This is a genomic window from Butyricimonas muris (assembly GCF_046365375.1).
Classification (GTDB): Bacteria; Bacteroidota; Bacteroidia; order Bacteroidales; family Marinifilaceae; genus Butyricimonas; species Butyricimonas muris.
Genome location: NZ_JBKEIT010000013.1, coordinates 63,542 through 81,207, shown reverse-complemented (window position 1 = coordinate 81,207; position 17,666 = coordinate 63,542). Strand labels below are relative to the sequence as shown.

Below are 17,666 nucleotides of genomic sequence, written 5' to 3'. Positions count from 1 at the left end.
TATGAGAAAGAATAAATTCCTTTATGTATTGCTTTTGTCCGTGTTATTCACGGCGTGTGACAAGGAAGATAATTTGACGCCTTCCAACCTCGGTAAAGATTGGTTCACGATTGAAAATTCGGATGATCCTGTCGACCGGGCGATTTATCAATTCTACGTGGAAACGGGGATTCCCGTGTTCTATAACGATACGATCGGGCAAGAAACCCGCGTCGACAACTGGGGTAATTCTTATACACATTACGAAATTTTACAGTTCGGTGCATCAGCGTTGGGGGGAACGGAAACTCCTAATCCGTTTTCGGCTTACGAGTTATGTCCGAGAGAAAATGTTGTCGACGGGCTTGAATTCCTGCGTGAAGAAATCGTGCCTGTTCTGCCCGAGAGTATTAAAATTCGCAGTTTCTTGTTGTTGAAATCTTTAACGCCCTATAATCCGGCAACAAGCAAGGAGGCTTTCAAAGGATTGAACACCGTGCTGATTTCCCGTGTTACCGAATTTGGGGACATGAGCGATGCGGAACGGCTGAACATGAAAGGAGCTGTTCTTAATGCAGTCCTTGCCACGCCGATCGCTGCTTATGCTGAAGAACTGGCAGTGTTCTATCAGACGACACGCGGCTGCTACACGCAGGCAGATTTGTATGGTTGTAATGGGTGGCGTTTTTATAATACTTACGGGTTCTCTGATCCGAGAACTGTCGGTTTCTTGAAAGACCCGAATCCTTATGATTATGGTAATATGCCCACGGAAACTCAGGATGTCGGAATGTATATCAGTGCGATATTTACTTCTACGCCGGAAGAGTTCGAAGCGTCGTACGGTGCATTTGATGCCGTGATGACCAAATATAGAATTATAGTGTCGGTATTGAAGGAAATAGGGGTTTCTATATAGATTATTCGTTTATTCATAGAGTGTTACTATTAATGGAAGAGAGTCAAACTCTCTTCCGTTGAGGAACACATTGCCGTAATTGAAAAAAGTATGTTTTGTATTGTATAAAATGAACTGAAATGAAAAAAATTCTATTGATTTATGTCGGGATTTTGTGTTCTGTACTGGCTTTCGGGCAGACAAATTTCCAGAAATTGACATTAAACGAAGCCTGTGAAAAGGCGAAAGCGGAAGGGAAAATGGTTTTTGTAGATCTTTACACGTCGTGGTGTGGACCTTGTAAAGTGATGGCTGCCGATGTATTCCCGAACGTACAGTTGGGTGAGTTTATGAACAAGCATTTCGTGTGCGTGAAATATGACACGGGTGCGGAGGAAGATGGCAAAGTCCTTGCGCAAAAGTTCAACGTTCAGGCATACCCGACATTCCTGTTACTGAATACCGCTCAAGGGTTAGAAAATCAAATTGTCGGCGCCACGATTGACCCGTCAGAGTTTAAAAAAATGGTGGAAGAGGCCATGTCGGCTTCAATTGCCAGTTTGGGAAAACAGTACGCGGAGGGTAACCGGGATGCTTCTTTCTTGACAAATTATTTGCAGGAATTGTTGAAAGCCCAAATGATAGCGGAAGCACAAGAAGTACGCGCGGAATTGTTTAAGGTGGTTCCGGACGCCCAAAAGTCGAATAGAGAGTATTGGTACATTTATGATAATCAGGTATTATCCCCGATTTGTTCGGAACCGATGGATTTCCTGTTTGCACATTTCGACCAATTTCGCGAGAGCATGGGAGAGGAAAAAGTGTTGGAGAGAATCTCGATGGCTTTTGAGATAAAATTGAGGGATATGATTCGCGGTCGGGAAAAGATGGATGACTTGGATAAAGTGATAAAGCAGATGAAACCTCATCACTTTAACTCGCGGTCACGCCTTGATGTTTATGCCTCTTTGGCGCAAGCGTTGCGTGCCGCTTGGGCGGATAACAAGAACAAAGAAAAAATAGAAAAAGTACTCGTGTTATGTGAAAAAGAATTCCCGAAAATCGATGGAGAGGATTTGGTTTGGTTTTATTTTCCCGTGACAATTTTCATCTCGGGTTCCGGGACGGAGGAACAATACGCTCGCGTGGTGAAATTACACGAGTACACTTACGAGCATACTGGGCATCAACCTTTGCAAATCGGACTGGGAAATATGCTCAATGCTAGGAATCAAAAACAGAATTAATATTACAAGTAAAAGAAAATGAAAAAGTTATTATTGGTATTTGTGGGACTCTTGTGTTCCGTGGTTATCTTCGCTCAAACCAACTTTCAGGAATTGTCGTTAGAGAAAGCTCGCGAGCAAGCGAAGACAGAGAATAAACCCATATTTTTGGATTGTTATACTTCTTGGTGCGGTCCGTGCAAGATGATGGCGAATGATGTCTTCACGCTTGAAGCTGCCGGTGAGTATTTCAACAAGAACTTTGTTTGCGTGAAAATCGATATGGAAAAAGGTGAAGGTCCGGCTATCGGGAAACAGTACGGGGTTGACGCGTATCCTACCTTTTTGATTATTAATGCTGATGGAAAATTGATGCATAAACTTGTCGGGGCGATGTCGCTCGAGGAGTTGATTGAAAACGTCGAGTGTGGTCTAAAGGCAAGCAGCATTGCGGAGTATGAAACGTTGTATCAGTCGGGGAAGCTGGATAAAACGGAACAAATGGCATATTGGAAATTGCTCTCTATCTCCGGAGAGGTGGTGAAAGCTCAAACCGTGGGTGATGACCTTTGGGGAAAACTTTCAGAAAAGGATAAGCTAAACCCGACTTATTGGGCATTGTTACGCTCGCGGGCAACGACCATAGAGGGCGAGGAGATGAAGTTCGTTTGCACCAATAGGGAATATTTTGAAAAAGAAGTCGGGAAAGAAGAGGTTGGTAAGTTGATTTATAATTCGTTTATAACCGAATTGAACATGATGATCGTGTACCAGTTACCAGCGAAAAAATACGAGAAGGTTCCGGTTATTAAGGATTTGCTTAAAAATAACGATGTACCTCGTAAAGAGGCTCTTTTGAAGATAACCGAATTGGCTGAAGCCCGGGGAAATTATGATGAAAGGGCTTATCTGGATATTCTTGATGCCAATTTGGATATATGGGATGATTCGGAAAAAAGAACGATATTCGAGGCGGCAAAATTATTTATCTCGCTTGCCAATGGTAAAGAACACACGAGAATGCTGGGAGATATAGCCTTACGGGCACAAGAAGCCGTGAAAGATGAGGTGGTTAAAGAGGGGATTATTAAAATAGGGCTCACTTCCAGAAGAGTGTCGGGGAAGGACGGCGTGTATTGGGAAGATTTGGCATCACTGAAAGAGGTCATGGAGCGAGCTTTGCTCGAGAGTAGGTATGTATTTTTGTATTTCCACAACGACGGTCAAACTTCAAAACTTATCAATGAAAAACTCTTCTCTAGCAAAGAGGTGGGGGATTACTTGAATAAGTTCTTTATAAATTATAAAATACACGTTGGAGAAGGGGAGGGAGCTAGAATTGCCAGAAAATATGGTGTCATTGTTCCCAACGTGGTGGTTATGATCGATAAATACGGGGATGTTCGTCACCGGGTGTCCAATCTCATGCAAGGTGATTTCATCGAACGGATGAGCGAAACCTTTGATGATAATAAAGCCGTGGGAGAACTTGAAACACGATATGCAATGGGTGAGCGTTCGCCCGAATTTATGGTGAAATATTTGATGGCACTGGCTAAGATATCTAGCCCGAGAACTTCGCTTGTTGCCGTGGAGCTATTCGCTTTGCTTGATGACGAGCAGAGAGTTTCTCCCGAATTTTGGATGCTGTATCACCCTCAATTTTCCATGATTAGTTCGGATATGAAGAATTATTTGTTTTCGAATATTCAGGAATTTCGTGAGAAATCAGGTGTCGAGAAAGTGGATGAGTTGGTCGCGTATCAAATTAATTCCGACCTAAATCAAGTTCTTTATAATGCGAAAGCAAGAACTACTGCCGAAGATATAGATAGGACGATACAATTTATTAAACAAAATAAGTTACAGAACTCGGGTCAATTAATAGGGTTGGCAAATATTGTCAAACTGTTCAAGAACAAGGTTTGTAGCGTTAAGGAATACAAGAAAGCAAGTAAAGGTATGAAGCCGGAAGAGATTCCGTTCGCGGATTTATACGCGAATGTCCTCGCGATGGAGCCGGGGAGAACGGAAGAGTGGAACGTGTGGGGGAAAGAGATAGTTGATTCTCTTTCTGACCCTAAATATATACAGTGGTATAAACAATTTCTTAACTTGAAGTAAAGTATATTTTTTACTTGGTTTGGAATTTTGAACAGCCTTTTGAAAGTTGAATAATGAACTTTCAAAGGGCTGTTTAAGTTTAAAATGGAGTCGATTTTCTTCCCCGTTTCTGATAAAATAAGTTAAATAATATATATGTAAATTGTATATTATTTATAGTTGATTTATATCATCTCCCATTCAACTCCCATTCATCTCCTATTCAAAGCCTATTTTAAAGGTAAAGAAATAGTAATTTAATTGAATTTGAATGAAATTTAATACCATGAAAATATATAGTATATTCATGATTGATTCAGGTGGGATATTTGAATATGCTAGAAACCCACCTTTTATTTTTTTGCTTTAATGATAATTGTGTCGCAAGTGTAATTTCATTATTTTTAGGGCGAAAATTTCTCTTCAACCCAGAGGGGTAGAGGAGAAATAAGTTGTGTTTTGTGTTATTTTAGTGATTTTGATGATGATGAGAATTGTTTGTGTTTTGTTTTTTGTAAGCGTGTGGTTATCACCGTCCTGTGTATCCGCGCAAGTGAAAGCCGTGAAAACATGGGTGGCAAGAAAAGCGGAGGAACGAAAACCGTTGAATAAATTTGCTTTTTACGAGAAGGCGTTGAATAAGGAGGAGGCAAGGGAAATCGCGACTTTGTTGTTTGACGAGAAGCTGAAAGAGGTGAAGAAGAAAAACGAGCGGATGTGGGGAGGGAAATGTTTTAGTAGGGAGGGGTTGCGGATGCCTTTTGATTATAAGGTGTTCGGAGTGAAACCGGCAGACGGGAGGAGTCTTTATATTTCCATGCATGGCGGGGGAAGCGCCCCGGAGGCTTTGAATACGCAACAATGGAAGAATCAGATTCAGTTGTATCAACCGACGGAGGGTGTGTACGTGGCACCCCGGGCGCCTTGGGATGATTGGAATATGTGGTTTAAGCCGGGGTTGGACGAGTTTTTCGACGAGTTGATCCGGACGGCGGTCGTGATGATGGACGTGAACCCGGATAAGGTGTATCTGTTGGGTTATTCGGCAGGGGGTGACGGCGTGTGGCGTATGGCTCCCCGTATGGCGGATCGTTGGGCTGCAGCTTCCATGATGGCAGGGCATCCCGGTGAGGCTTCTCAGGTTAATTTGCGTAACGTTCCTTTCATGATTTGGATGGGGGAACGGGATGCGGCTTATAACCGGAATACTTTGGCTGCCGAGAAAGGAGTGGTGATGGATTCTTTGCACGCTTCCGACCCGGAAGGGTATATTCACGAAACGCATATCGTGAAGGGGAAAGGGCATTGGATGGATCGGGAAGATCGTGCGGCAATCCCTTGGATGGCGAAATATCAACGAGAGCCAAACCCGACAAAGGTCGTGTGGAGACAGGAAGAGGTGGTGATGCCTTCTTTATATTGGCTGCGTGTTGATACGGATGAGGCGAAACACGGCATGGAGGTCGTCGTGGAACGGAACGGGAACACGTTCACGATTCTGAAAAATGATTACAAGCGATTGATAATTCGGTTGAATGATGAGATGATTGATTTCGAGCAGCCCGTGGAGATATTTTATCAAGGGAATAAACTCTTTAGCGGAAAAGTGAAGCGGACGTTGAAGAATATAGCCGAATCGATAGACGAGAGGGTGGATAGGCGTTTGATATTTAATGCAGAATTGACAATTATTGGTAATGCGGAAGTAGAATAAGGTGAAGAATAATCTGTATAGGTTGTCAATCTGGTACTTGTCTGGTATTACGAGTAGAAATACGTTGCTATCTCGGTTAATTTGCGTTTGTTTATGGCGTGTTATTTTTGTTTATTGAATTAAAAGTCATAATTTTGTTACTCGCAAGTGGTGGATAAGACAATCGGAGTTTAAAAAGAATGGCACCAGAGGAATTTATAAAACAAATAAATGGAAAACATATCGCGGCTTTTCGTGAATTGTTCAGTGTGTTCTATCGTTATCTGGTGCTGTATGCCATGCGTCTCGTGCGACAGCAGGAGGTGGCGGAAGATATGGTGCAAGAGGTTTTCGTGGCGATATGGGAAAGTGATAAGGAGTATAACTCTTATCACGGTTTCCGAGCATTCTTGTACGATTCCGTGAAAAATAAATGTTTGAATTACTTGAAGCACGAGGAGGTAGAAAGGCGTCATGCGGAGTTGATGATGCGGTACGTGGAGGAAGATGACGAGGATTACCGGGTGATGCGGGAAGAGATGTACCGGGAGTTACATCGGGCGGTGGATGAGTTGCCGGATCGTTGTCGGGCAGTGTTTGAATTGCATTTGCAGAGGAAGAAGAACGAGGAGATTGCACAATTACTGAAACTTTCCGTGGAAACCGTGAAAACTCAGAAAAAGAAGGCAATGCATACCTTGCGGGAAAGGCTGGGCAAATTGTTTGATATCTTGGTTGCTTTAAATATCGTTTGATTATCAAAAAAGCGGTTTTCAGTATTTTTTCGAAAAATAAATCAAAATCGGATACCCCGTTTTTGCACCTCGGTTGTATATGGTGCAAAATAAATTGGAATGGATGATTATTATAATGATGGAATAGTCCGATTGATTCAATTGTATCAAATTGGCGAGATTTCGGAAAGAGAAAGGCACGAGTTGGAAGAATGGTGTCGGCAGAAGAAAGAGAACCGGCAATTCTTTGAACGGGTTTGCCGGGAAAGGCTGTTTGCCGAGGAACGTCCCGTTTACAATAAAATTAATGATAAAAAGGCTTTGCGTGTTTTCGAGAGAAAAGTGGGACAGGCGCCTCGGCGTATTGGTACATGGTGGAAGTATGTGGCGATATTGATATTCGTCATTTCTATTGCCGGGGTATGGATGTGGGGATATGATGAAGGGGAAGAACCTCTTGTGGTCGCCTCGTCCGTTGGTGAAATTCATCCCGGTTCTTCCCAAGCCGTGTTGATCTTGGATGACGGGCAGAAGGTGGTATTGAAAGATCGTGAAGAAGGTGAAATACTCGCGGGTAAAGGTGTGAAAGCTACCCGGGAAAAAGATATGCTAGTGTATATGCCGATGGATGCAAAGAGGGAGAATCCGGTTCGGTTTAACGAACTGGAAATCCCTCGCGGTGGCGAGTATAAAGTGATTCTTGCCGATGGGACGGTCGTGTACCTGAACTCCGCGACTCGTCTGAAATATCCGGTGGTTTTTAACGGGAAAGAACGGAAGGTGTATTTGTCGGGAGAGGCTTATTTTGAAGTGATGAAAGATTCGGAACGTCCTTTTTTGGTCGAAGTGGGTGGTATCGAAGTGAAAGTGTACGGAACGTCTTTCAATATCAGTTCACGTCCGAACGGGGACGTTAGGACTATATTGGTTCATGGAAAGGTCAGTGTGAGAGTGGTAGGTTCGACTGAAGAAAATATGATAAAGCCGGGGCAAATGGCCGAGTATAACCGGAAAGATCAGAACGTGGACGTGAAAGAGGTGGATGTGGCACTTTACACGGATTGGAAGGACGGGATTTTCCGTTTCGAGAATCAGCGACTGGAGGATATCTTGACAACCTTGTCCAATTGGTACGATGTGGATATATTCTACCAAACACCGTCCGTGAAAGATTTACATTTTTCCGGTTATATGGAAAGATATAAAGAGATCGATACCATTTTAAAAGCGATTACTTTATCGACTGACGTGCAGTTTACTATTCGAGGCAGAACGATTGTCGTGTCAAAATAGAACGGAAGGTGTTTGGCGCACCTTCCATGTTTTTAAGTAAATACAACAAGAACTGTTTGGCGCAGTTGCTTGTTGGAGTATTAATAACTTAGAATGCAAATTTATGGAAAAAAAACGATTATGTCATCGTCTTTTAAAAAGGCGTTGGCGAAAAATTTTGATGATTATGAGATTATTTGTTTTATTCATGTGCTGTTTTACTCTCTCGTTATCGGCTAAAAGCCTTGCACAACAAGAGAAGGTGAATCTTAGTATGAAAAATGTTTCCGTGCAGAAACTTTTTAATGAAATTCAACGCCAGACTAATCTTTATTTTCTTTTTAATATCGAGCAGATCAGTCGTCTGGGGAAAGTTTCCGTGGAAGCGAGAGGGGAGACTGTAGAAACGGTGTTGACGTCTGTTTTTAAGGATTCCGAGCTGACTTATGTTTTCGATAAGAACATGATTATTGTCCGCCTTCAGAATACAAAAGACGACAAGAAAGTGAAAACGGTCACGATAAGGGGAAAAGTATGTGACGAGAAGAAACAGCCGCTCCCGGGGGTTACCGTGATGCTGAAGGGATTTACTCTGGGGACGGCTACGACCAAGGAAGGGACCTATTTGTTGCAAATACCGAATGCACCGGAAAAGTTCTCTTTGTTGTTTTCTTTTATAGGGATGGAATCCCGGGAAATCGAGTACGTGGGGCAGGACACGATCAACGTGATCATGAAAGAGGACGTGAAGGTGGTGGATGAAGTTGTGGTGACGGGTTACCAGACCGTGAACCGGAAAGATATGGTAGGTTCGTACGCGACGGTCAAGATGTCGGATATTATGATGCCTGCCTATACTTCATTAGACCAAATGCTACAAGGGCGTATCGCCGGGATGGTCGTAATGAACACGAGCTCCCGGGTGGGTACAAATCCGAATATCCGCATCCGGGGTACAGCTACTCTCTTGGGAAATAAAGATCCACTTTGGGTGGTTGACGGGGTGATTCAACCGGACCCGATTTCGATGGATGTCAATACTCTGATGACGGATGACCTGAAGAATATTTTGGGGAACCAGATTTCTTGGTTGAATCCGAATGATATAGAGATGGTGACGGTGTTGAAAGATGCTTCCGCCACGGCAATATACGGTTCAAAGGCGTCGAACGGGGTGATCGTGATTACGACGAAAAAGGGGAAAAATGACCGTTTGAGTATCAATTACAACATGAATTTCTCTTTCCGGGCCCGACCGATGTATGATGATTTTAATTTGATGGATTCCCGGGAGCGGGTGCATTTTAGTCAGGAAGTTTTCAACGCCGGAGCCAAGTATCAAGAATCTCCGCTGGCACAGGAATATACTTACGAGGGATTGATGCAGATGTATATGAACCGGGATATTTCAGAGGATGATCTGAAAACGAAGGTCGAGAAACTGGAAAGCCTAAACACGAATTGGTTAAAATTATTGACTCGTAATTCTTTTAGCCATAATCACAGTTTGAGTATGACGGGAGGAAATGAGAAGGCTTCTTATAGCGCTTCGTTCGGGTTCTCGGATAACAAGGGAATCGAGGTCGGGAATAATTCCAAGAGTCTGAGCGGAAGGATTCGCTTGGGGGTTGCGTTACATCCAAAGGTATACGCTGATTTGAGTATTGTAGGGCAATTGAACAAGAATATGGGATATGGACCTAACGTGAATCCCTTGGGATATGCCACAAACACAAGCCGTGCTATTGCGGCGTATGACGAAGATGGAAATTATTCATTCTACAAGAAAAGAGACAATTATAAATATATTAATGGACCTTTGGAGTTCGGGTACAATATATTAAACGAGTTGGCGAACAGTTATTCGCAGTCTAAGAACCAAAGTCTTAACGCTACGTTGAATTTTAGTTGGGATGTGTTGTCTTGGCTGAAATACGAGTTCGTGGGAGGTGTAAGTAGTTCGGCGAATGATTCGGAATCGTATGCAGGGGAAAGAACTTATTATATCACGAAGAATTACAGGGGGTATGATTATGGAAGTGTCGAGCCGCAGAGCGATAGGGCTAAGGCTGCCATGTTGCCTTTCGGGGGAGAATATTTTACTCAACACAGGAATGTGTTGAATTATAATATCCAGAATAAATTATTATTTTCCAAGACCTTTGACGATACTCACCGGGTGAATGTGATGCTCGGGGCGGAAGTCCGTTCCACTGAAAACAAAAGTGTCAGTAACACGGTTTGGGGGTATGTACCGGAAAGAGGAGAGAAAATAATGAACCCCACTCCCCCGAATGATATATATTTTACCGCGGGGAATACTCCCGGTAAAGATTTGGGAATTTTTCAAAAATTGTATAACGGGGCTTGGGGAAAAACTTCTCAAACGGATAATTACTTTTCCTTGTTTGCCACTATTGCTTATTCTTGGAATGACCGTTATGTTTTTAACATGAATGTTCGTAATGATGTTTCCAATCGTTTCGGTCAGGACGTGAATAAGCGCGTGGACCCTACTTATTCTTTTGGTGTATCCTGGAGGGTGGCAGAAGAGGAATTTATTAAGAGTTATGTCGGTTGGCTAGACCAATTGAATATTCGAGCTTCGTATGGAATACAAGGGAACGTGGTGAACTCGTTGAGTCCGGAATTGATAGCAACCGTGCGAGGTGTACTTCCCGTTTACAATCAATATTATTCGATGGTTTATAGTTTACCTAATCCGCATTTGAAATGGGAACGCACGAAGACGTGGAATCTGGGGTTGGACGTGGAGTTATTCCATGCTGTTACTATGACTTTGGAGTATTACGGGCGTACGTCTAACGCAATTATCGAACAGGATATACCGCAGGAATACGGGAAGGACCAGATGTCCTTGAACGGGGGGCATATCACGAATGAAGGCGTGGAGTACACGATCAATCTGACGCCTTTCAAGGGAAAGAATTTTGCTTGGACTATCGGGCTGAACTCTTCAAAAAACTGGAACAAGGCGAAGAAAGCGGATATAAAGCAACCTTATAGGGGAGACTATCTTGACGGACGTAATAACCGGATTCTAAAGGAAGGATACCCGTTGTCCGCTTTCTGGTCTTATTCTTTTAAAGGTCTGAATAAGGAAACCGGTTATCCGGAATTTAACCTAATGGATCAGGAAGGGATTTACAATGTTATGGATCCCGCGGATTATTTGGTGTATTCCGGTCAGAAAGAACCTAATTTTACCGGAGGTTTAACTACCCGGGTACGTTACAAGGGTATTTCGTTCGGGGCGAGTTTCTCTCTCTTGTTGGGTGCAAAGAAACGTTTGTCAACTCCCTTTAAAGGGAATGACGGGATAAATATTCCTGATCCTTACACGAATTTGGACAAGGAGTTGTTGAAACGGTGGAAAAAAACGGGGGACGAGGAAAGGACGACAATCCCGGCTGTATACACGGGAGGCGAATATGTAATAAAGTTGCCCGACACGGCAAAAGAATCGATGTACGAAATGTGGAGACAATCGGATTTACGGGTGGTGAACGCTTCGTTCTTGCGTTGCAGGCAACTCTCGCTATCTTGGAATATCGACCGGGAATGGGTTAAACGTTTCGGGTTGACGAACTTATCCTTAAGCGCTGTTGCGAATAATATTTTCGTGATTTGCAGTAAGAAATTTAATGGTTTTGATCCCGAGTTAGATGATAATAGTGTGATGCCTCGGACTTATTCGTTCGGGATAAATATAGGGCTTTAATATTTTTAATTTGACGAAGATGAAAAAGAATTTAGCAGGTGTATTTATATATATACTTTTAGTCTCGTGTGGAGATTTCCTTGAACCGAAGTCCACGAGTGAGTTTGTACCTAAGGATGCGACATCTTTGAACGAGATTATTTTAGGTGATGCTTATCCCCGACCGGACGACCGGATAGCAATCAATACTTTCCTTGGTCTTTTTGAAGATGACGTGACCTGTTCGGATTGGGCGCCGGATCCCAATAACGAGGATAAAGTGCCGGCAATTGAAGCGGCTTATGCTTGGCAGCCGGATATGTTTGAACGTTTTCAGAAAGCGGATATTTTTGCTAATACTTATAATATATGGCAGAATATTTATAGGAAGCTATTGGGAGCAAATGCTGTGTTGGATTATATCGATGATGCTTCCGGTACGGCGCACGAAAAAAATAACGTGAAAGCTCAGGGGCTCGCGTTAAGAGCGTATTATCATTTTTATTTAGTGAATATTTTCGGGGTTCCTTATAACTATGACAAAAACGGGCTTGGAGTGCCTATACGGACATCCAGCGGAATGGAGGATAAGGAATTGAAGCGGAACACGGTGGAAGAGGTTTACAAGCAAATTGTCGCAGATCTACTGGAAGCCGAAAAGTGTTATAAAACTTTACCTGTCGAGAAACAATGGCAGATGGATTTCAGAACGAATTTGCCGATGGTGCAATTACTTTTGTCCCGGGTTTACCTTTACATGGAAGAGTGGGAGAATGCGGCTACATACGCGAAGAAGGTGATTGATGATTGGGCATTCCGTTTGGAGAATTTTAATTCTTTGCCTGCACCGACGACGATGGAGCCCTATTATAATTTTATTTCCAGTAAATGTTCCGAGTGCATCTGGTTGTTCGGTTCTTCTGACGATGTAAACTATTTTATAGATGAAGAGTGGAACGTGTGGGATGATGAACGTTGTATTCTTTGTGTTTCTGACGATTTACTGAATAGTTATATTCCCGGGGACTTGAGGAAGGAAAAGTATATGGTGAAAGAACGGCGGTATGATGAATATTATAAACCGTTTTCTAAAGTAAAAATCAGCTATAGGCATTACCCGGAATCGGATACGGAATTTGCCCGGGCTTTTCGTTTGCCTGAGGCTTATTTGAATCTGGCAGAAGCGAAAGCCATGTTGTATAAAATAAATAGCGATGCCCCGGCTGGAACGGAATCCCTCAAGTATTTGAATATACTTCGGTCTTATCGTTTCGAGACAGAGAAATATAAAGAAGTCAATCTTTCCGATGCGAATGATTTGTTGCAGTTTGTTAGGGAAGAACGCCGGAGGGAATTGTGCTTCGAGAATCACCGCTGGTTTGACCTGCGCCGCTACGGGATGCCCGAGATTAAGCATAAATGGGCTCAGGATGAGAATGTGATTGTTGAATATATTTTGAAGGAAAAGGATCCCGGGTATACTATACCGATTCCACCCGAAGCATTGGAAAAAAATAGAGCTTTGAAACAAAATGTACTTGCTCCTGTTCGTTAATTATTAAATACGTGTAGCGATGAAAAAGAAATTATTATTATATGTAACCTTGGGAATAAGTTTATTAACCGTGTCTTGTTCCGATGACGGGGAATTGCCCTTGAAAGATGATTTCGTGTCTTGTCGGTTTGAATTCCCGCAAGGTACAACTGCGGCAGACAAAGAAATTCAGCGGATTCACGAGGAAGCGGGTGTTTACCTCATTTATAAAAAAATTACTTCCCGGGATTTGAACCGAAATTGGATTGACCCGGGAGAAACTTCTTACATGGGGACAATGATCAAGGAAGAGAATGTCACTTTTTATTTGGAATTTTTGAACGATAATTTATTGAAATACGTGGATGGGCAATATTTGAAAAATGCATTGCCGGTTTATTTCTATTTTTTGAAACATCTTGAGTCTACTAAAGGTTCGAGACCGACTGTCGTGGATTTGAGAACAGATGGGTTGGATTTTTGGGCATTGGCATTAAGTAAAGAGGAAATAGAAGATTTTTCTGTTCAAGAACGTGCGATACTAAGAAATCGTCTTATGTATCCTATTTTGAAAAAGTTGGTGAGTAAAGGAATAATCTCTGCTCCGGATAATTTTTTTGTAGGGATTGATTACGAGACTGCTATATCGAAGAAATCAACGACTTCCACGGGTAGTCGTGATAGGAATTATTATTGCTACAGGGGATTCGTGGACTTTGTTGATGAGTCTGATTTCCGGTATACAAACATTCCCTCGATTTCAATGGTGAAAGCGATAAATGCAGATTTATTGAGTTATATAAGGATTGCTTTAATGTACACGGAAGAAGAATTTCAAGAGGAGTACCCGCAACAGGAGTTCTCTCTGGTAAATGAACGTTATCAAATTTTGACGTCTCATTTGAAAAAAGATTATGGTGTTGATCTGAAGGCGATTGCTAAAGGAAATTGATCGTGTGTTGTGAATGATGTTTTTTGAACGATGTCTTAACCCCGAAGAAATGAATACTTTTTTCGGGGTTAATTCTTTTAGAGAAATTAGGTATTTTCTTGGGTAATTGTTCGATTGATTATGAAACCTTAAAATTTTCATAAAATCGATTTTGGGATAGTATGAATTTCATTTTGGCAAGTCTTCCTATAAAAGTTTGTAAAAATGTTGTTGTAAAACCATATTAATTTTAATAACGGACTTATGGAAGAGCCAATTGTGAAAGTGGAAAACTTATCCCATCGTTATAGCGTGCAGTGGGCGATCAGGGATATTAATTTTGAGATTACTAAAAATGGAGTCTATGGTTTACTCGGTTCTAACGGAGCGGGTAAATCGACCACCATGAATATCATGTGTGGTATACTGAAACAGACGGAGGGGAATGTTCTTATCAAAGGGATTAATATTAGCGAGAATCCCGTGGAAGCGAAACGTCATATCGGGTTCCTTCCCCAGAAACCGCCTTTGCAACCGGATTTGAACGTGACGGAGTATTTGGAATATTGCGCGGATTTGCGGCATATTCCGGGCAAGGAAGTGAAGAAAGCGGTTCAGGAGGTGATGGAGAAATGTGGTATCAGCCATTTCAAAAAGCGGTTGATCCGTAATTTATCGGGAGGATACCAACAACGTTTGGGAATAGCACAAGCTATTATCCACCATCCGGAATTTGTGGTACTTGACGAACCGACCAACGGGTTAGACCCGAACCAGATTATAGAAATCAGACACCTGATCAAGGAAATCGCAGAAGAACGTACTGTAATTCTTTCCACGCATATTTTGAGCGAGGTGCAGGCCACGTGTGATTATATCCGGATGATCGAGCAGGGGCATGTCGTTTTCTCGGGAACGGTAGACGAGTTTGATAATTATATTATGCCGAACACGTTGTTGGTGACGTTGATGGCCGCACCATCGGTAGAGGAACTAAATTCTTTGCCGGGGATATTGAAAGTGGAGGAATTGGGTGGTCCCAATTTCCGTTTGCATTTTACCGATACGCGGGAAGCGGCGGAACAACTTGTAGAAATAAGCGTCACGAAAGGGTGGAGGCTGATGGAAATTCATTTGGAAAAGAGCTCTTTGAACGAGATTTTCGCGGAATTGTCGAAAAAGTAATCTAAAATCAATTTATTATGAAAACAATATACAAGATTGCCCTAACAGAGTTAAGGACGTTATTCTACTCTCCGGTAGCATGGTTTATTCTTATAATTTTTACTTTTCAAGTCAGTTTGTCTTTTTCGGATTCATTCGGTAATCTGGTTCGGATCAAAATGATGGGGTACGGGAGTTGGGATGTGACTTACCGGACATTTGCGGGAATGAGTGGATTATTCTCGACAGTACAAGGATATCTTTACCTGTACCTTCCGCTTTTAACCATGGGATTGATGAGCCGTGAATTGGGGAGCGGTTCGATAAATTTACTCTATTCCTCTCCGGTAACGAACATGCAAATTATACTGGGGAAATTTTTCTCCATGATGATTTACGGGTTTATTTTGATTTTAATATTAGCGATATTTGCAATTTTTGTAGCTTTCAGTATCAATGATGTCGATACCCCGTTGATTCTTTCCGGGTTATTAGGATTGTATTTATTGATTTGTGCTTACGCCGCTATCGGGTTATTTATGTCCAGCCAAACCTCTTATCAAGTTGTGGCTGCCATGGGGACTTTGGCAATACTGGCTTTCCTTAGTTTCGTGGGACGGATGTGGCAGGATATCGAATTCGTGCGGGATATTACTTATTGGTTATCCATTAACGGGCGTGCTAGTAATTTTGTCGACGGATTGATTTGTAGTGAAGATATCTTGTATTTTATACTGGTGGTTACCCTGTTCCTCGTTTTGACAATTATCCGGTTACAATCCAGACGGCAACGTTCTTCCGCGACAATCACGTGGGGAAAATATGTTGGTGTCTGCGTGGTGGCTATGTTGATCGGTTATTTCTCGACACTCCCGAAACTCATGTCATTTCACGATGCCACCCGGACGAAAAGGAACACGTTGACGGAAAACAGTCAGGATATCGTGGCGCAAATGAAAGGTGGGTTGACTATTACGAGTTATTTGAATCTTTTGGGAAGTCATTCTTGGATTGCGATGCCCGTGTCTGTAAAAAATGATTTGAAGCGATTCCAACAATATACCCGTTTCAAGCCGGAGATTAAAATGAAATATGTCTATTACTATGACACGATGCCGAATTCGGATGTGCATGCCCGTTTCCCGAACATGACTTTGAAAGAACAGGCTCAGAAAGTAGCGGAGATTAATGATGTCAATTTCAAGCTATTCTTGACCCCCGAACAGATTCGGCAGAAGATAGATCTTTCGGCAGAAGGAAATAGTTTCGTGCGTTTACTTGAGCGGGATAACGGGGAAAAGACATTCTTGCGCGTGTTTAACGATATAGAAGTTTTGCCTAAAGAAACAGAGATTTCTGCGGCTTTCAAACGTTTGGTAATGAAGTTGCCGAAAGTGGGATTCCTTGTCGGGCATGGCGAGCGGGATAATAAAAAAACAGGCGAACGGGATTATAATACTTTCGCGCAACAGAGAAATTTCCGTTATGCCTTGATAAATCAAGGTTTTGACATTACGGATGTGACCTTGACCAAAGAAATTCCGGAAGATGTGACGATCGTGTTGGTTGCGGAAATGAGGAGTCCTTTATCCTTGATGGAACAGGAAAATCTGGACAAATATGTTGCACGGGGCGGTAATCTGGTGATCGTGGGTGAACCCCGTCGGCAGGAGGTCATGAATCCGGTCGTGGAACGATTCGGGGTGAGATTCACGGATGGTTATCTGGTGCGTCCCACTGAAAACTTTCAAGCTGATTTGATTTTTTCACGAACGACGAAGAGAGCCGTGGAGATGTCTTACCCGTTCGAGGATATGTATCGTTTTAGACAAGTGGTTGCGATGCAGGGATGCGTGGGGCTGGAATACAAGACTGACCGGGGCTACACGGTGGATCGATGGTTCGAGACGGACACGTTGGCATGGAATGAGCTGGAAACGACGAACTTTGTGGATGACACCGTGAAGTTGAATCCGAAAATCGGGGAAGTACAGAAATCCTATGCTACCGGATTGGCTTTGTCCCGGAAGGTCGGGGAGAAAAATCAAAAGATTCTAATCCTTGGGGATGCGGATTGTATCAGTAACGGGGAGTTCGGCCGGAGTCGAAGAGAGGTACAAGCGGCTAACTATACCGTGATTACCGGCGGGTTTTATTGGTTATCTGATGGAGAAGTGCCTATTGACGTACGCCGCCCGCCTATCCCGGATAAAGAGATTTATCTTGATAAAGATGATATGAAAATTGTAAAAATCATGTTTATGGGAGTATTGCCCGGACTGTTATTGTTGTTGGCTTTGTTTATTTGGATCAGAAGAAGAGGTAAATAAAAGGATGGCACATTAAAATGAAATGAACCCTAAAAGTTAGACAAAAGCTTTTAGGGTTCATTTTTTTTTGATTATGGAAAT

The 17,666-nt window shown here is 42.5% G+C and carries 11 protein-coding genes; all 11 read left to right on the top strand.

Going from position 1 to position 17,666, the window contains the following annotated elements; translation table 11 throughout:
* The first annotated feature begins 1 nt into the window (after position 1).
* The 11 genes from ACK8P8_RS19195 (at position 2) to ACK8P8_RS19145 (ending at position 17,585) form a co-directional block, all read left to right on the top strand.
* Complete coding sequence (locus ACK8P8_RS19195) at positions 2-898, top strand: hypothetical protein (protein WP_099291767.1); 897 nt, start codon at positions 2-4, stop codon at positions 896-898.
* 119 nt (positions 899-1,017) lie between these two features.
* Complete coding sequence (locus ACK8P8_RS19190) at positions 1,018-2,124, top strand: thioredoxin family protein (RefSeq protein WP_369860198.1); 1,107 nt, start codon at positions 1,018-1,020, stop codon at positions 2,122-2,124.
* An 18-nt stretch (positions 2,125-2,142) separates the two neighbouring features.
* A complete protein-coding gene (locus tag ACK8P8_RS19185) occupies positions 2,143-4,227 on the top strand; it encodes a thioredoxin family protein (protein WP_369860197.1) in 2,085 nt (694 codons plus the stop codon).
* Positions 4,228-4,687: 460 nt separating this feature from the next.
* Positions 4,688-5,920 carry an alpha/beta hydrolase gene (locus ACK8P8_RS19180; protein WP_369860196.1) on the top strand — a complete coding sequence of 411 codons (1,233 nt, stop codon included), beginning with the start codon at positions 4,688-4,690 and terminating at the stop codon, positions 5,918-5,920.
* Positions 5,921-6,099: 179 nt separating this feature from the next.
* The gene (locus tag ACK8P8_RS19175) at positions 6,100-6,654 is read left to right on the top strand and encodes an RNA polymerase sigma-70 factor (RefSeq protein WP_369860195.1); all 555 of its coding nucleotides are present in this window, start codon (positions 6,100-6,102) and stop codon (positions 6,652-6,654) included.
* Between the two features lie 99 nt (positions 6,655-6,753).
* Entirely contained in the window at positions 6,754-7,926 is a 1,173-nt protein-coding gene (locus tag ACK8P8_RS19170) for a FecR family protein (protein ID WP_369860194.1), read from the top strand.
* A 166-nt stretch (positions 7,927-8,092) separates the two neighbouring features.
* Positions 8,093-11,647 (top strand): SusC/RagA family TonB-linked outer membrane protein, encoded by a 3,555-nt coding sequence (locus ACK8P8_RS19165; RefSeq protein ID WP_369860193.1) that lies wholly within the window; start codon positions 8,093-8,095, stop codon positions 11,645-11,647.
* A gap of 19 nt (positions 11,648-11,666) precedes the next feature.
* Positions 11,667-13,181 (top strand): RagB/SusD family nutrient uptake outer membrane protein, encoded by a 1,515-nt coding sequence (locus ACK8P8_RS19160; RefSeq protein ID WP_369860192.1) that lies wholly within the window; start codon positions 11,667-11,669, stop codon positions 13,179-13,181.
* 19 nt (positions 13,182-13,200) lie between these two features.
* The gene (locus ACK8P8_RS19155) at positions 13,201-14,112 is read left to right on the top strand and encodes a hypothetical protein (protein WP_369860191.1); all 912 of its coding nucleotides are present in this window, start codon (positions 13,201-13,203) and stop codon (positions 14,110-14,112) included.
* A 243-nt stretch (positions 14,113-14,355) separates the two neighbouring features.
* Entirely contained in the window at positions 14,356-15,276 is a 921-nt protein-coding gene (locus tag ACK8P8_RS19150; protein ID WP_369860190.1) for an ABC transporter ATP-binding protein, read from the top strand.
* A 17-nt stretch (positions 15,277-15,293) separates the two neighbouring features.
* Positions 15,294-17,585 carry a Gldg family protein gene (locus ACK8P8_RS19145; protein ID WP_369860189.1) on the top strand — a complete coding sequence of 764 codons (2,292 nt, stop codon included), beginning with the start codon at positions 15,294-15,296 and terminating at the stop codon, positions 17,583-17,585.
* The last annotated feature ends 81 nt before the right edge of the window (positions 17,586-17,666 follow it).

What these genes read in the sequence shown, in the direction of transcription:
- ACK8P8_RS19160 (WP_369860192.1), top strand. Translation starts at nt 11,667, where the DNA reads ATGAAAAAGAATTTAGCAGGTGTATTTATATATATACTTTTAGTCTCG.
- ACK8P8_RS19195 (WP_099291767.1), top strand. Translation starts at nt 2, where the DNA reads ATGAGAAAGAATAAATTCCTTTATGTATTGCTTTTGTCCGTGTTATTC.
- ACK8P8_RS19150 (WP_369860190.1), top strand. Translation starts at nt 14,356, where the DNA reads ATGGAAGAGCCAATTGTGAAAGTGGAAAACTTATCCCATCGTTATAGC.
- ACK8P8_RS19180 (WP_369860196.1), top strand. Translation starts at nt 4,688, where the DNA reads ATGATGATGAGAATTGTTTGTGTTTTGTTTTTTGTAAGCGTGTGGTTA.
- ACK8P8_RS19170 (WP_369860194.1), top strand. Translation starts at nt 6,754, where the DNA reads ATGGATGATTATTATAATGATGGAATAGTCCGATTGATTCAATTGTAT.
- ACK8P8_RS19155 (WP_369860191.1), top strand. Translation starts at nt 13,201, where the DNA reads ATGAAAAAGAAATTATTATTATATGTAACCTTGGGAATAAGTTTATTA.
- ACK8P8_RS19185 (WP_369860197.1), top strand. Translation starts at nt 2,143, where the DNA reads ATGAAAAAGTTATTATTGGTATTTGTGGGACTCTTGTGTTCCGTGGTT.
- ACK8P8_RS19165 (WP_369860193.1), top strand. Translation starts at nt 8,093, where the DNA reads ATGAGATTATTTGTTTTATTCATGTGCTGTTTTACTCTCTCGTTATCG.
- ACK8P8_RS19145 (WP_369860189.1), top strand. Translation starts at nt 15,294, where the DNA reads ATGAAAACAATATACAAGATTGCCCTAACAGAGTTAAGGACGTTATTC.
- ACK8P8_RS19175 (WP_369860195.1), top strand. Translation starts at nt 6,100, where the DNA reads ATGGCACCAGAGGAATTTATAAAACAAATAAATGGAAAACATATCGCG.
- ACK8P8_RS19190 (WP_369860198.1), top strand. Translation starts at nt 1,018, where the DNA reads ATGAAAAAAATTCTATTGATTTATGTCGGGATTTTGTGTTCTGTACTG.